At 58.9% G+C, this 16,352-nt stretch carries 8 protein-coding genes; 7 read left to right on the top strand and 1 reads right to left on the bottom strand.

The annotated features are described in order from the left end of the window. Positions 1-234: 234 nt before the first annotated feature. Positions 235-2,346, bottom strand: coding sequence for an autotransporter outer membrane beta-barrel domain-containing protein (locus WS69_RS08300; protein ID WP_231747099.1), 2,112 nt, complete (start codon positions 2,344-2,346; stop codon positions 235-237). Between the two features lie 900 nt (positions 2,347-3,246). Between WS69_RS08300 and WS69_RS08295 the strand changes: the two genes are divergently transcribed. The 7 genes from WS69_RS08295 (at position 3,247) to WS69_RS08270 (ending at position 16,284) form a co-directional block, all read left to right on the top strand. Beyond that, a complete protein-coding gene (locus WS69_RS08295) occupies positions 3,247-5,196 on the top strand; it encodes a hypothetical protein (protein WP_059470305.1) in 1,950 nt (649 codons plus the stop codon). 73 nt (positions 5,197-5,269) lie between these two features. Continuing rightward, positions 5,270-9,874, top strand: a complete 4,605-nt coding sequence (locus WS69_RS08290) for an RCC1 domain-containing protein (RefSeq protein WP_156438022.1) — start codon at positions 5,270-5,272, stop codon at positions 9,872-9,874. A 45-nt stretch (positions 9,875-9,919) separates the two neighbouring features. Next, the gene (locus tag WS69_RS08285; protein WP_156438020.1) at positions 9,920-10,840 is read left to right on the top strand and encodes a hypothetical protein; all 921 of its coding nucleotides are present in this window, start codon (positions 9,920-9,922) and stop codon (positions 10,838-10,840) included. Positions 10,841-10,993: 153 nt separating this feature from the next. Then, positions 10,994-12,526 carry a hypothetical protein gene (locus WS69_RS08280; RefSeq protein ID WP_231747098.1) on the top strand — a complete coding sequence of 511 codons (1,533 nt, stop codon included), beginning with the start codon at positions 10,994-10,996 and terminating at the stop codon, positions 12,524-12,526. 154 nt (positions 12,527-12,680) lie between these two features. Beyond that, a complete protein-coding gene (locus WS69_RS33110) occupies positions 12,681-14,297 on the top strand; it encodes a hypothetical protein (protein WP_156438015.1) in 1,617 nt (538 codons plus the stop codon). 595 nt (positions 14,298-14,892) lie between these two features. After that, positions 14,893-15,420: a fimbrial protein gene (locus WS69_RS08275; RefSeq protein WP_059470301.1), complete on the top strand. Its 528-nt coding sequence runs from the start codon at positions 14,893-14,895 to the stop codon at positions 15,418-15,420. Positions 15,421-15,510: 90 nt separating this feature from the next. Continuing rightward, on the top strand, positions 15,511-16,284 hold the full coding sequence (locus WS69_RS08270) for a fimbrial biogenesis chaperone (protein WP_059470300.1): 774 nt from the start codon (positions 15,511-15,513) through the stop codon (positions 16,282-16,284). Positions 16,285-16,352 lie beyond the last annotated feature (68 nt).

Raw genomic sequence — 16,352 nt, 5'->3', positions numbered from 1 at the left:
GGTACGCTTTCCGATGCTTGCCCATGACGGCACCTCCTCTCCAACAAGAATAGGTGTCCGTTTTTGCGGGTCAACTTTATCGCGAAACAGGGGGCAAGGTCACAGCATTTACTTTATCAAGTATGTGCTGGCTTGGTCCACATCGCGTCGCAGGCACCAATACCGCACCCAGCAGTGCCACTACCGGCGACGCGGCTACGTACCTCCTGCTTTGGGATATCTACGGCTGTAGTACTAAAACAAGTAACGCAGCCCGATATTCACGCCCCATGGCTGGGTTAGCTTTGCACCCTTGCTATAGAGAACTTCACCGTGAACTTGAAGCGTTTTGCTGGTCAAGGCAGCGAAACCCGCGACAACTTCGAGACGGGTACCGGATAGATCGTTATCGAAGCGATTGTCATTTATGTTTACGACGTTGCCGTGCGCGAATTCCTGAACGAGCCCGAGCTTCACATAGGGCTGCATCTTGCCGCCGTTCGACAATTCCAGATTGCGGCCGAGCGTGGCGCCGATCCGCGCTTGCAACGACTTGGCCGGCCGGCCGGCCGCCTCGAGACCATTGTCCAGCTTGGTCGTGGTGCCGCTCGCGGTAAAGGCGGAAAGGCGCGTCGAAGGTTCGATAAACCAATTGTTGGCAAGCTCGAACAGACGGCCAAACTCAAGCGACATGCCCAGGCCGTAATTAGTATATGATCCGTTCGCGATTGTGCCGTCACTCATGGTCACTTTCGCATCGCTCCGGAAGACGTTTCCCTTGAGTACGCCGTCTAGGTAGTAGCCGTTGCTGCCAAGCCAAGTTGCATAGCTGCCCAAGTAAAAGCTGTCCACGGCTCCGTTCGTCGAACTTCCGAAAGCGAGGTCATTGCGACTGTAGCCGCCGAGCACGCCGACCAGTAATTTGCCATTGGCGATCGGCACGGAACGATCGGCGCCCACCGATAGACCATATTGGGTTTGCTGATAGGGCTGACCTGCGCGTCCGTCGACGTTGATCCGCGATCCATACGAGCGCGCCCAGACTCCGCCAGATGAATTGCCAAAGCGGAGTTCGCCCATGCGACTGCGCAACGACGCCTCTTCGCCATACCAGATCGTAGGCGTTGCATTAAATAGGCCAAGCACGGCAGATGCGGACGGCGTCAAGATCGGGTTGCCTTCTTCATTCTGCGCTTGCACTAGATACCAGCCTGAGCCTTCCTGTTCGAGGGTGTATTTGAAAGTGCCCGCGTCGACCATGCCGCCGTTGCCGACTGCCTGGAATGTGGCGTCTCCACCGCTGGTTTGCACGACCTGCAGGGGAGCTGCGCCCTTGCGCGGCTCTATACCGGTATTTTGAATAGCCAGCCCATGATTGCCCGAAGCAGTGCCGAACAAATTCAGGAAGTCGCCCTGCAGAGATGCCAAATCGACATGCATTCCAAAGGTGCCGCTACCCGACAATTCGCCAACATCAAGGCGATGGAAAGGCCCGCCGCTCTGACTCAGGTTGATCGTGCCGCCGCCAAGCGAGACATTGGCCACCGACGCGTTATCGACCATATTCCACATCGCAGCGCTGTTGACCGCGAGGTGGCCGACATTAGTCAGCTGGCCCGTGAGCACGGCACTTTTTTGCAAGGTGACAGTTGCCGCGCTGGAGTTGTCGACAACGACGTTGCCGTTCAACACGCTGTTGTCGACTGTCAGGTTGGCGGTGTTTCCATGGTTGACTTCAAGCAAGTTGCCGTTGCCGCCGATCAGATTCGAACCGTTTGCGACCATGAGATTGGCCGTGGCGCTGGGAAAGCTCGGGACGACACTGTCAACCACAATGGCTGCACCCGAGCGTCCCTCAATGGTCGACTGATCGAGGTTCAGGTTAGTGGTCCAATTGACGTTGGTTTGTCGTTCGGCGGTGATCAATAGACCGTTTGTATCCCCTGCGATATGAGTTCCGTTCGTCGCGCTTACGTTCCCGCCGAATAATGTGCCGCCGATGCCCGAATTTAGCATGCTAGTTCCGTTGCGCGTGGCGTTGACCTGAGTGTTGGCCAATGTCAAGTCGGCGCCCGCGAACGTGATTAGTGCGGCGCCTGCGCCGGAAAGCGTGCTATTGGCAACCTGGGCGCTCGAACTCGACAAATTGAAATTGCCCGCGGCGCGATTCAACGCTAACGCTGCGCCTGACGTATTGACGACGGATGCCTGGCTGAGCGTAGCCGTACTGTCGCCCAGGCTGAGCGCGGGGGCACTGCTCGAAGCGCTAACCGAACCGCCAACAACGGAAACGCTCGAGCCTGAATTCGCAGAAATGGCATTAGTTTGACCGCCAGAATTCACTTTAAGGGACGCGCCGTCATCCAAAGTCCAAGACTCGATAGGGGAGCCGGCATTCACGGTCGCGGATGCGCCGGGGCCAATCAATGTGCCGGCATGCGAGCCCGTCGCAGTGAATGCCAGTGCTACAGCGAGTGCCCACGGTGTTCGGCGCCAGGGAGAGATGAGAGAGGGGGACATAGAACTCCGAGCAAATTGTGAGAGAAAATATCAGCCATTTTCCCGGATGCTTTTGGCATTTCAAATAGGACGGGTACGAAAACCTCTCTCGGAGACATATCGCAACACGGCCAGCAGGCCATGATGACCTGAATTCTGCGATCTGAATTTTATTCAAATCTTTAAGAAAGTCAAATTATGGAATTACTTAATTCCACGCTAGATAGAACATCCTATTCATCACATCAATTGTTGATATTGCACTGCGGGAGAGCCGGAATGTGTATTTCGCGCGAGCGACATCGCAGCGCCGCCCTGGGAGGCTTGAGGATGCCGAATTTGGGGAATTTGTGGCTATTTATTGACAATAAAAAGTCGCAATCCATTCGAAAGAATTCTGAAACGCCACCGTATAATGTATAAATATAAATTGTATGAGAATTGTTTTTCTTGCGGGAATTTCGTTGAATTCTATAATTAATTGGTTGAGTTAAAAATTACAATTTAACTTCAAAATTCAGATTTGATGATGTAAATTTTATAACTTCGTGGAATTGGGGCTCGTCGAGGTTGTATTTGTTACCTGCTCGGATAATGACTGGTCCCGGTGGCACGTAACCTTCGAGCGCGAGATGTGTGCGGTGATTCGTGGGCTTTCAATTTGAGTCGGAGGGCATGATGAACAAGCGAAAGACCGTATCTGGTCAGACTGCGCGTGAGCGTGCTGCCAGGGTAGTTCGAAGCCTATCTCGGCAAGACGAGGCATCCGTGGTGGAGGATCTGTTTGAACCTGAGATCGATCCTGCAGCGCTGGCCCCGCTTCGTGGAGGGGCCCCTGCCGACGGTCTGCTTCTTGCATCGATCAAAAACGATGTGCTGAACATCAGGATTCCGATCAAGACCGATCCGACTGAAACGGTGCCGGATTGGGATGGATTTCAATTGTTCATCGACGATAGTCTCTATGACAACCGGCAGGATGTGGTCGATGCGGACCTGACGGCGGGCTTTGTCAATCTCGTGATCGCCGCGGCGGATCGCCGGGAGAAGATCATGCAGACGCCGTACAGAGTCCGATACCGTAAGTGGAAAGGACCGTCATTTCTCAATCAATACACGGATTGGCCGACGGCCATACAGTTCATCGTCGATTTGACGCCACCCGGTCCACATTTATCGAATCCGTTCATCGATCCGGACATCGTGAAAAGCGGATTGACCTCGGCAATGTTGACCGATTTGGGTGACAAATTGCCTGCCGAAATCTATAGCTACGGTTTCCAGGCACTGGGGGACAACGTTTATCTGATGGTCAACGACATCGTGTCGACGGCGCCAATTACACGAGATGACGTGACGAACGATTTCGTTGTCGAATATCCGCGGGCGTTGATCGAGCTGGCGGATGACGGTCCTGTGGATTTCAAATATAGAGTCGAGGATCGCGCCGGAAATATGTCGACCGACTCGGATCCGACGACGATCCGGGTGCTGCTCAAGATTGCCATTGACGACCTGGAGCAGCCTGAAGTTCCTGTGTTTGCACAGAATGACATCATTGTCGACGCCGATGCGCGTGCCGGCGTGCTCGTGCAGATTCCATTTCATGACCGCATCGAAGCCGGGGATGAAATCGTCGTGGTGTGGGGAGGGCGAGATCAGGAGGCGCGCGAGGTGCTCGCCGCTGACCTGCTTGATCCGGATTTCGTGTTCGGCCCGGACGGTGGCATTGCCGTGCAGTACGAGGAGGTGTTGGCCGCATTGGACGGCGCCACGCGGGGCACGGTTTCCGTCGCCTACAAGGTACTGCGTGACGGCTTTACGATTGGGACGTCACCGGATCTTGACGACGTGCTGATCGACCTGACGCTCGCGGGCGGAGAGGATCCCGATCCGACCGATCCCGTGCACGGCTTGCTGCTGCCGCTGACGATCCGTCCGCCATCCGGCGCGGGGCCCGACAACATCATTCCTCCGGATCAGTTCGGCGATGACGCGACAGCCGTTATACCGTGGGAAAACAAGGACGGCGATCCGGTGTTCGAAGAAGGAGATGAAATTCAAGTTTACTGGGACGGCGCAGCCGCACTTGCGGCTCCCTATACGATAGAGGCCGCCGACGTAGTCGCGGGAGCCGTTCCTCCGCAGACCGTACTAGGGACCGTTATCGAGGCCGGGGGCAGCAATCCCAGGTTGCCGGTTCATTACACGGTTACGCGCACCCTCCAGCCGCCCCCTGCCGATCAGAGCAATACCTCGCTTGCGCCGGATCAACTGGTGGACGTCCAGAGTTCGGATGACCTGCCGGGAGGCGCGCCTGGGCTGTCTGCAGGTGATTTTCCGGAGGCGCAGGGAACGCCTGGCAACCGTGTCGTGACGATCGCAGTCGCCCAAGGCGGGACCTTGTTTCAGGTGGCGCATTACCTGAATCAGGTAGCAGGGGATACCGTGTTCCTTGAAGCGCAGGCCTATACCGGGCTTTCAGGTGGCGCACCTGTGGGTGACAAGCTGGAACAACCGATTATCGTTAAGGATGGCGAAGAAAATGACCCCGTGAATTTTCTAATGCCGCAGACTTTTTTCCTCATCGATCCGTTGGATGCATCGATAGGACGTGTCGTGGTGACCTACACGGTCACGCAAGATCGGCCTAACCCTATTCCAGTGACTTCGCCTGCCACGACGGCAGTTACCGATGTGCGCGGATGGAAACCTTAGCCTGAGAGTTGACGCGCTGTCGGCAGCAAATTGAATTGGTATGTCTCGGAACGAGCGGGAAGGAGACGGGATCATGTCTGAATTTCGGGTGGACGGCGGTGGTTCGGCAAAGCGAATGCTCGCGGAATATCCGGCGCCGCAGGTGCCGAGCGCGGACGCCAATGGCGGCATCCGCTATCAGGATGTGCAGGCGCCTGACGGATTGATCCAGGTCCGGCTCGGGCCGGTCTTGTCGCCGCAGCCGATTCCGGGCGATCTGATCGAGCTGTTCTGGGGCGAGGATCCGAACGATCCGAACCTGGACCTGAAGCCGCCCGCGGCTCAGTTGACGATCCAAGAGGTTACGACGTACTACGTGCTGAACGTGCGGGCCGCGTTCGTTTTCGAGGTCGGAAGCGGCATGCAACCGGTGTTCTTCCGTCTGAGGACGTCGAGTGCGTGGCTCTATTCGGAAGTGACGCCGATCGACGTCAAGCTCGACGTGCCGGGCGGCTTCGATCCGGAGTCGTCGACGGAGTGGATCAACGAGAACCTGTCGCCGCCGGTGCCGGAGTCGACCGACATTGGCGAGGACGAAGCGGCGAAGGGCGTCGATGTGTCGATCGCGCCGTGGGAGAACATGGACGAGGGCGACCGGCTGACGCTGGCCTGGAGCATGCAGCGGATCAGCCATCCGAAGCTCGAATCGGGCGACGTGGATCAGCCGGTGGTGGTGCACGTGCCGCCGGAAGCAATTCAGGCGGGAGGAGACGGTGACGGCCTGATCGTGCGCTATGAAATCTACGACCGGGTGAAGAACTGGTCGAAGTGGTCGCTCGAGGCGCGCGTGAACGTGGAGGTCGATCCGAACTTGCTGGCGGCGCCGTTGGTGGTGCTCGCGCCGAGCGGGGAACTGAATCTCGATGAGTTGGGCAGTCAGGACGTGCAAGTGATGGTGATGGATGCCAAGATTGCGCCGCAAAGCCAGATCGAGCTGACGTGGAACGGCCAGACGGCGGATGGCAATCCGGTGGTGCGCACGGTGCGGGGGACCTATACGGGCGCGTTCCTATTCCTGAATGTGCCGAACGAAGCAGCGGCGGCGGTCGCGCAGGGGCTGGCGGTGCTGTCGTATACGGCGACGCTCGCGGGCGTTACGCAGCGGTCGCGCCGAACGACGGTGCGCGTGATCGGGGAGGTGCAGGGTCTGGATGCGCCGTCGGTGGAAGAAGCGGTGGGGGACGAACTGGATCCGGCGGGCAATGCGACGGTCCGCATCGAGCCGTACGCGATCATGGAGGCGGGAGACATCGTGCTGTTGCGCTGGGTGGGTGCGAAAGCGAACGGCGATCCGACGATGTACACCAAGGAGCAGCCGATCACGAGCGGCATGAAGGGAAATCCGGTGCGAATCCCGATTCCGGCGGCGGAATTGAGCGTGCTCAACGGCGGAACTGTGCGGGTGTCGTATTGGGTGTATCCGGTCGGAGGGGGCGGGCCGCTGGAATCGCCGGAAGCGGCATATCGAGTCGGCGCGGAAGAGACATTGCTGCCGCCGCCGGTCGTGGACTACCTGGACGATGGAAGCGGGGTCCTGGATCCGGACCGGGTGCCGCCGGCGGGCACCACGTTGACGGTGCCGGCTGGCGCGAATACGCAGGCGGGCGACGAGGTCCGCGTCGAATGGCTGGGCAAAACCGGACAGCCGACGGATACCTATCGGGACAGCTTTCCGGTCGGCGGCGGGACCGAGGGACATCCTCTGCCCTTTCCGATCGACAAATCGCTCGTCGTCAACAATCTGAACGCTAGCGTCACGGCGCGCTATGACGTGGTGCGGAGTGGTGCGACGCTGCCGGCGGAAACGGTGACGTTCCGGGTCGAAAGCGCGGCGGCGCCCAACCTCCCGGCGCCGACGGTGGATGGGGAGTCGGGAGGGTTGCTGGATCCGGACGCTTGGCCGTCGGGCACGACTTTACGGGTGCCGGCGGGGGTGACGGTGTCGCAGGATCGGGTGGACGTGTTCTGGCAGGGGCGCACCGGCGGCGAGCCCGATAGCTTTACGGACTGGCTCCTGGTGAGCGCGGGCATGGCCGGGCGGGAAGTGCCCTTCGATGTGGCGTACCCGTACATAGACTTGAATCGCGGGGTGCAGATCGAAGCGCGCTACGAAATCACGCGGGCGGGTAATCGTTTGTCGTCCAGCGTTCGAGCATTCTTGGTGGGACGGGTACAGAGGCTGCCCGCGCCGACGGTCACGGAAGCGAGCGGCGGCGTGCTGGACCCGGCCGACGCCCCCGGAGGAGCCACGGTCGTGGTGCCGGTGAGCGCCGCTTTGAAGGCGGGGGACGAAGTCACGGTGCATTGGGAGGGCGCGCCGGGAGCCGGGACGACGACCGTCTCGAAGACAGTGACGGGCGGTGGCGCCGATAAGGAACTTCCGCTGATCGTGCCGGCCAGCGCGATTAGCCCGAATATCGGGCGCAGCGTCGACATCTACTACGAGGTCGTGCGCTTCAACGGCGGCGACGTTGAGTTGTCTAGCACGTTGACGTTGCGCGTCGAGCAAACGACCGAAGAGTTGCTGCCGCCGACGATGCCGGACGCCCAGGACGGTAAGCTCGATCCGGCCAGCGTCGTTGGATCGGGTACGGCGGTCGTGGTTGCTCCTTACCCGGGTATGGAGCCCGGTGAACGAGTGACACTGACCATGATGGGGAATGGCGGAGGAGGTTCATTTACAGATTTCAAGGACATCACCGGCAATTCGACTGGCAAGCCGGTTGATTTTTCGATTCCGTTGGCGCGGCTCGTCCCGAACGACGGCCAAGCGCCCGTTCACGTTTATTTTGAGGTCGAGCGCCTTAACGGCAAGGTCAGCCAGTCCAGCGAGCTCATTGTGGCAATCGCGCGTGCGGCGCTGCCGGCGGCGGAAATCGACGAGGCGGACGACGATAATCTGAATCCCGACGACGTGCCTAACGGCTGCACGCTGCGCGTGAGGGTAGCCGCGAAGCTGCGCTTGGGCGACATTGTCGAGTTGCGCTGGGCCGGTGCGCCCGGGGACGGCAGCACGACGCTGCGTAGGACCGTGCAGGCCGGCGACGTCGGAAAGGACCTGCTCGAAGTTCTGCCGTTCCGATACATCGAACCCAATATCGGCCGGACAGTGGAGCTATCGTATTTCATCGATCGCAGCGATCCGCTGGAGAACGAAACGTCTCCGCCATCGGTTTATCAAGTCGAGCGCAGACTGGGCAACGGCGCGCTGCTGGTGTTGGGCGCGCGCCACAATCGCAGCCTTTATCGGGAATCGAGCGCGCCGCGCTGGCTAAGCGCGTTCAATCAGCAGACCAGCATTCCGATGCTCGTCGAATGGCAATACGAAGGTGAAGTGGCATCGACGTCGGGAACGACCTTCCGCGATACCAAGCCGCATCTGCTGCTGCATGTCCGCTCGGCAGACGACCGCGTGACCTTGAATCCGGCCAATTTCGTCGGCAGCGGCAGCGACTCGACGGCAACCGGAGTGGCGGCATTCGTCGCGCACCTCGATGCCGGCAACATGATCGGCTGGGGCAATGCGTTATATGGTGGCAACATTCCGCCGACGCTCATTACGCTCGACGATATCGCCGAAGTGACGTCGACACAGAGTGCATTTGCCGCTCGCCGCACGAACAACCTTGTGCCCGTCTGGGGCAACGCGTCGCAAGGCGGGAGCAATGCGCCGGCCGTCGAAATGGTTCAGGTGATCGGCAACAGTACCGCGATGGCCGCGCGCACGCGGAACAACAGCGTGGTCGCATGGGGCACCGCGGCGAACGGTGCCACGGTGCCAGCTCCCATCGCCGCGCTCACGGACATCGTTGGCCTTTATGCCGCCGGCAGCGCGTTTGCCGGATTGCGCACGGCGGGGCATGTCATCGCGTGGGGCGTGGCGGCGTACGGCGGCACCGTACCGGCGGATATTGCTGCGCTGAATGACATAGCCGACGTTTGCGGAGACTACACGGCGTTCGCCGCGCTGAGGCGCAATGGGCACGTCATCGCATGGGGGGCGGCGGCCGACGGCGGCACCGTGCCTGCGGCTATTGCCGCGCGCAACGACATCATCGAGATACGTGCGACAGCGCGCGCATTTGCCGTGCGTGCGCGTGACGGACATGTGCTCGCGTGGGGAAATGCTGCGTATGGCGGCACCGTGCCGGCGGATATCGCCGCACTGAACGACATCATCGAGGTGAGCGGGACGTGGGGGGCGTTCTGCGCGCGCCGCGCGAACGGCACCGTGGTCGCGTGGGGGAACAACGCGAAGGGAGGCTTGGTGCCGGCCGACATCGCGGCGCTTCATGACATCGTTCAGGTGACCGGAACGGCGGGTGCGTTTGCGGCGATTCGACGAAACGGCGCCGTTGTCGCGTGGGGCGATCAGGTGCGCGGAGGGAATACAGCTCCTGTTGCGGCGCAACTCACGGATGTTCGCGCCATTTATGCGAATACCGAAGTCTTCGCCGCATTGACTGCGGACAAGCGCGTCGTCACTTGGGGCGTCGCCGCGGCGGGGGGAGACAGCAGCGCGGTTCAGCCGGTGCTGCGTAACGGCATTTCATATGAGGCAACCGCGGCGTCCCGCGGATTGGCGGTCCAGGCGAGCCGCATGCAGGGCGCAACCGCGCCGACGTCGGCTATTGGGTGATGGAGCCTTGGGTTCCATGACCTCTTGCTATCCGAGGTGTTTTTTATGACCAGTCAGAAATCAAACTCGACGGATGCGCTGGATGCGCCGACGATCGATGGTGTTCAAGGGGGGGAGCTCGATCCGGCGGACGTGCCTGACGGAACGAGGATCCGTATCCCACCCTATGATGGCATGGCGGTTCGTGATCGCGTCGAGTTCCTTTTGCGCGATCGCGCCGACGAAGAATTGAGCTATGGCGATTACACATTCGTTCCCGCGCGCGATGTCGGGCATGAGTTGATTTTCGACATTCCATTCAGCGCGATCGAAGCGCTGGCTGATCGCGAAGTCGAGGCCGGCTATACCGCGACACCGGAAGTTGGCTTGCCGTGGCGATCCAACCTGCTGGTGTTCAGGATCGGCTCAGTATTCGAAGCGGAAGTCACGCTGGATATCAGCGCGTATCAATACGTGCTGGCACCCGTGCCGCCGACTTCCATTCCGGACTTTGCGCGATTCGAGCGCGAGGCGACTTGGGGAACAGCACCCTATACGTATGACAGCAGCAACGAACGTGTTGCTACTGTCGATGCAAGCGGCATTGTCACCTGCATGGGAAACGGCGCATGTGAGATTTCTGCCCGTGATCGACTTGGGCAGACGCGCAAGTACCCGCTCAACGTGAAAGGGGTGTTGCAGATCGAGTTCGTGTCCCGCAGCGCCGACTGGGACGGCATGAAAGCGGCATGCGAAGTGATGGGACTGGAGCCGGTTCCGCTGGATTTGATGAAACGCTTCTGGCGGCAATACTATCCGCCGGCCGTGGCAACCGCTCAAGGATGGCTCAGCTATCCGTTCTGGACAGCGGACCTCAACGGGCTCACTCCGTGGGCATATGATCTCAACGGAACCAGCGAGCAAGGCAACGCCAACAGTTACGATCGAAGCGAGCATTTTCAGGTGCTCGGCCTACGCCGCGAATGATATATGAGATCGCTCGCTTTATGTCGGCGCTCGTTCAGACCGTTGTGCATGGCGTCTTGCGTGACGGCGATGGGGTTGTCCGGCGTTTCCGTTCAAAGGTCGGCTCGACTCGTGTTTGGCGCGTTGTTGACGTTGTTGTGGACGACAAGCGCGTTGGCGACGACGGGAGCGGAAGAGGCGCAGATATTGAACCAGCGGTATCAGAGTACGGTGCCGTCGTGTGGCGCGAACCGGCCGGCGTATTACTGCAGTGGGGTGCTGATGCGCTCGTTGCCGGGAGGTGAGTCGCAAGATTTCTGGCGGCTCGGCGCGACGGACGGCGCGCTTGGGTCAGTACCGTTTACTTATTTGCGCAGCGACGTAGGGACGAACATACTGCCGTATAGCGCTGGATTCATATTCGATGACGTGGCGACGGCAGCCGGGCAGCACAAGCCGTTCAGTTTGCGTTGTGCCTACCCATTCGAGGCGGCGTTGAGCGAGACGACGGCGGATCGCGGATGCGATCTACTGGGAGGCGGGGGCGGTCAGTCGGATTTGAGTTCGTGTGCGCGGTTCGGGGTGACGGATGCGGCGAGCTGGGTCTCGCACTTCGAGCGAGAAGGGGGGATAGCCGGCAGGCAATGCTCGCTGAGCGCGATGGACAGCGGGCAATTCAAGGCGAACCTGGAAGCGCACGAAAGGACAGGAAGCGGTTGGAGCAGCAGGCCGACGATGGTGCTGATCGAGGCATGGAACGATAGCCGGCCGGCATCGTTGCCGATTCAGGCCGTGTTTTACGATATTTCGCACGGCGGTCAACTGAGCCAGGCGCAACATTACCAATTGCAGTATTTCAATGCGACGGGTCAGTGGTTGCCAATCGTTCAGGTGTATTTCGGAGCGAATGGTAAGGCGATATTCGGCTACGATGCGAAAGACCAGTTGGACCGCGGCTATCGGCTCGTGACGGATCTCGTTCGGCGATTTGAAAACATGTCGCCAGTATGCGAAGATGGAAGCCCTGCTTTCTTTTGTGATGGCGTGTTGATTCGGAACACTGGCTATGGAGCGACCTTCCATTCATGGAATCCGAGCCCCAATTCAGTTTCACGCAACGGCGTTTCATTCTCGTACGCGCGCAGTGATGTCGGCATGACTATATTGGCAGGGGGCGCCAATAGCGAAGGACTGATCATGTCCGAATTGAGGTTTCCGACGTCCTACCCTCTGGAATTAAGATGCGCATTTCCGTCGAATGCCGGTACCGGCGGACGATCGGATAGCTGTAATCGGGGCACAGATCATCGATTTTGCGACGAAATTGGCGTCACGACAATTGCAGCTTGGAAAACCCATTATGCGGCTGTCGGAGCCGGCGGTCAATGTGCATTTCGGCCGGATATAATCAATTTTCAACTGAGCATTGCGGTTAGAGTTGAGCTAGGAGTCGCTCGAGCCAATCATAACGAAATCATTATAGGTGCTTGGCCACAGGATATTCCGACGCAGCTCCCGATCGAAGCGTTCTACTATTCCGGCGCGAATCTTGGTGGTGCACAGTACATTCAGCAGGATTACATGCGAACAACTGGCCGTTTTATTCCGATCATCCGAGTCAACTTGACACTCGGCGGGGCCGGCATGTTCAGCTACTTCCCGAACGATCAGCAGACCGCAAAATTGGGCACCGTGACCGCGCCGTGATGACTGCAATGTTGAACGGAGCTGAAAACTCGCAGGGACTGCAGTTTCACAATTGGAGCTGTTCTTATGGTCTTGCCATGAAGCCTTGCATTTCTTGCTTCCTGATCCTGATAGTGAGGCTTGTCGATGTCGAAGAAGATGGGGGAATTGTGCGATGACGGCGAGAAGACACGGATGGCCGCTGCAAGACGCGTTGAGGCAATTGATATATCTGGGGCGGGCGGTCACGGCTTTGTCGGTGTTGTTGTGGACGACAAGCGCGTTGGCGACGACGGGAGCGGAAGAGGCGCAGATATTGAACCAGCGGTATCAGAGTACGGTGCCGTCGTGTGGCGCGAACCGGCCGGCGTATTACTGCAGTGGGGTGCTGATGCGCTCGTTGCCGGGAGGTGAGTCGCAAGATTTCTGGCGGCTCGGCGCGACGGACGGCGCGCTTGGGTCAGTACCGTTTACTTATTTGCGCAGCGACGTAGGGACGAACATACTGCCGTATAGCGCTGGATTCATATTCGATGACGTGGCGACGGCAGCCGGGCAGCACAAGCCGTTCAGTTTGCGTTGTGCCTACCCATTCGAGGCGGCGTTGAGCGAGACGACGGCGGATCGCGGATGCGATCTACTGGGAGGCGGGGGCGGTCAGTCGGATTTGAGTTCGTGTGCGCGGTTCGGGGTGACGGATGCGGCGAGTTGGGTCTCGCACTTCGAGCGAGAAGGGGGGATAGCCGGCAGGCAATGCTCGCTGAGCGCGATGGACAGCGGGCAATTCAAGGCGAACCTGGAAGCGCACGAAAGGACAGGAAGCGGTTGGAGCAGCAGGCCGACGATGGTGCTGATCGAGGCATGGAACGATAGCCGGCCGGCATCGTTGCCGATTCAGGCCGTGTTTTACGATATTTCGCACGGCGGTCAACTGAGCCAGGCGCAACATTACCAATTGCAGTATTTCAATGCGACGGGTCAGTGGTTGCCAATCGTTCAGGTGTATTTCGGAGCGAATGGTAAGGCGATATTCGGCTACGATGCGAAAGACCAGTTGGACCGCGGCTATCGGCTCGTGATGGATCTCGTTCGGCGATTTGAAAACATGTCGCCAGTATGCGAAGATGGAAGCCCTGCTTTCTTTTGTGATGGCGTGTTGATTCGAGCCACTGGGTACGGATCTGGCTTTCACTCATGGAACCCCAGCCCAAATTCCGTTGCGCGAAATGGCGTATCCTTTACCTATCTCAGAAAAGATATAAATATAAAGCACTTGCTTTATGATAATACTGCGGTTGGTCTGATAATGCGGGAATTTTCGGCGCCCGTAGCATATCCGCTAACCATGCGCTGCGCATATCCCAGAGACATGGGCACCGGCATAAACAATACCTGCACGCGCGGGGCAGATGCAAGATTTTGCGATGAAATTGGAGTTGTCAGCGTCCCGACATGGCAAGCCTCGGATAAACTCTGTCCATTTAGACCGGATGTTAACGGATTTCAGTTGAGCATCGATGTTCGTGTCGCACTGGGAGCCGGGTATAACTATTGGAATGAGATCATAATATCCGCTTGGCCACAGAACATTCCAGACAGGCTGCCAATAGATGTGTTTTTTTATATATCAAATTTGGCCGGCGCGCAATATATACAGCAGGACTATATGAATGCTACCGGAAAATTTATTCCATTGATTAAAGTTGACTTGAACAAGTCAAGTGATCAGATGTTTATTTACTCTCCTTCCGAACAAGCCACGGCTAAATCTGGATCTGTCCCGGCGATGTAGTTCATATATTAATAATTTGTGAGAATAGGGTGAAACTGAAAATAGTTGCGATCGCTACACTGGCGGCGCTTGTGGGGTGCGCAAATCAGCCACGAGAATCGCGCCCTCATGAAACAAAATCAATACCGACTTTCTCCCAGAAGATGACTGGTGAGCAGGTCGCACAGGATTTGGCAGTTCGATACGCTGACACGCGCCAAAATTGCGGCACAGTGAATCTCCCGGCATTTCTATGTTCGGGGATCATGATTCGCGCGACAGTCGATTCCCCACAATTTCATGCCTAGGATCAAGGTCGCCGCGGCGCTGCTGGTCGGCGGCGTGTTGCTCGCCAGCGGTATCGGCGCGGGCCTGCTGTCGTTGGTACGTCGTTGATCCACCTGACCGGTCTGTATTGACCGTTCCCCTCGCGCCACGGCATGTGAGCGCGAGGGGCATGGCGCCACCGCCATTGCCAGTTTCACCACTTCGAATTTGGACGTTTTGCGATTTAAGGATTCCGAATGATAGGCCAGAATGAATCGTTGTCCGCAGTGTCGTTGCATGGCGAGACAACAATCAACACCTGTTCAATCAACCTGAAAACGTGAATCAAATGAACCAGAAAATCGCATTCGGCATTCTCTCCGCCGCACTCGCACTGCCCATGGCCGCTCACGCATCGGACGGCACCATCACGTTCAACGGCGCAATCGAAGCACAGACCTGCACGATCAGCGTGAACGGCGGCAATCAGGATGCTACCGTCCAGCTCCCGACGGTCGCGGCAAGCACGCTGAGCACGAAGGGCAGTACCGCTGGCGCCACCAATTTCACCATCGCGCTGAGCGAATGCTCTGGCGACGCCACGCAGGTCCGCGCTTTCTTTGAGGCAGGCCCGAACGTCGACGCCACGAGCGGCAACCTGAACAACAACGGTTCCGCAACGCAAGTGCAGGTTCAGCTTCTGAACGAAGACGGCGTCGTGCTGCAAGCCGGCGACGAGTCGCAGCGCAGCAACGCAGCTTCGACGCTGACGGATGGCGCGGCAACGCTCGTCTACGGTGCACAGTACTATGCAACTGGCGCTGCCACCGCGGGTGACGTTCAAACTTCGGTGACCTACTCGATCGACTATCTGTAAGCACCGTCGGCAAGGCTCCATCATTTGCATGGAGCCGTTTTGCGACAAGGAGGGCTTATTCCAGTCCTCCTTCGTAGGCTGGAATCCACTATGCTCTCATTCAGAACGCCGAAGCGCGGTCGCTCGCGGCCGCATCTCTTCGTCCTCGTCCTTGCTCTCGTCGTCAGCACTCACGCGGCAGCCAATATCGTTCTGTTCGGCACGCGCGTGATTTATCCCGAGGGGCAGCGTGAAGTGTCCGTGCGCATGAACAATCGGGGTGAACAGCCCGGATTGGTTCAGGCATGGGTCGATCGCGGCGACACGAAAGCGACGCCGGACAAGGCCGACGCGCCGTTCGTCATCACGCCGCCGATTTCCCGCGTCGAGCCCGGCAAGGGGCAGACGTTGCGGCTTTCCTTTCTCGGCGACAACGTGCCGGAGAACAAAGAGTCGCTGTACTGGCTGAACGTGCTCGATATTCCGCCCAGGCCGAAAGCTGCCGAAGGCGAAAACCTAATCCAGCTCGCGATCCGCACGCGCGTCAAGATATTCCTGCGTCCGGCAGCGCTGACCGACGAGGGAGCGCTGGCCGCCCCGCAACAAGTGCAATGGCAGGTGCAGCGTGATGGCAATGGCCGCGTTCAGGGCGTCCTGGCGAGCAATCCCAGTGCTTACTACGTCAATATCGCGGCGGTCGAGGTCGGTCCCGAAGGCAAAGCCGTACCTGCCAGCGACGGGGCGATGATCGCTCCGGGCGAGACCCATCTGTTCCGCTTCGCTTCGCCGCTTCCGGCACAGCTCGAGAAAGCGCGCGTGGCGTTTGGATATATCACCGACTACGGCGGCATTGCTCGCGGCGAAAGCACGCTCGGCACGCCCTGACCACTCCCGGTTCCGCTCCGAGCCGCGACCCGCCCCGTAGTCGGCGGCGGTTCCAGGTGCGGCGCACT

This window comes from Burkholderia sp. BDU5 (assembly GCF_001522845.1).
Classification (GTDB): Bacteria; Pseudomonadota; Gammaproteobacteria; order Burkholderiales; family Burkholderiaceae; genus Burkholderia; species Burkholderia mayonis.
Note: the sequence above shows the minus strand (reverse complement) of the source record. Positions and strands in the feature narration are given on the sequence as shown.

What these genes read in the sequence shown, in the direction of transcription:
- WS69_RS08285 (WP_156438020.1), top strand. Translation starts at nt 9,920, where the DNA reads ATGACCAGTCAGAAATCAAACTCGACGGATGCGCTGGATGCGCCGACG.
- WS69_RS33110 (WP_156438015.1), top strand. Translation starts at nt 12,681, where the DNA reads ATGACGGCGAGAAGACACGGATGGCCGCTGCAAGACGCGTTGAGGCAA.
- WS69_RS08275 (WP_059470301.1), top strand. Translation starts at nt 14,893, where the DNA reads ATGAACCAGAAAATCGCATTCGGCATTCTCTCCGCCGCACTCGCACTG.
- WS69_RS08270 (WP_059470300.1), top strand. Translation starts at nt 15,511, where the DNA reads ATGCTCTCATTCAGAACGCCGAAGCGCGGTCGCTCGCGGCCGCATCTC.
- WS69_RS08290 (WP_156438022.1), top strand. Translation starts at nt 5,270, where the DNA reads ATGTCTGAATTTCGGGTGGACGGCGGTGGTTCGGCAAAGCGAATGCTC.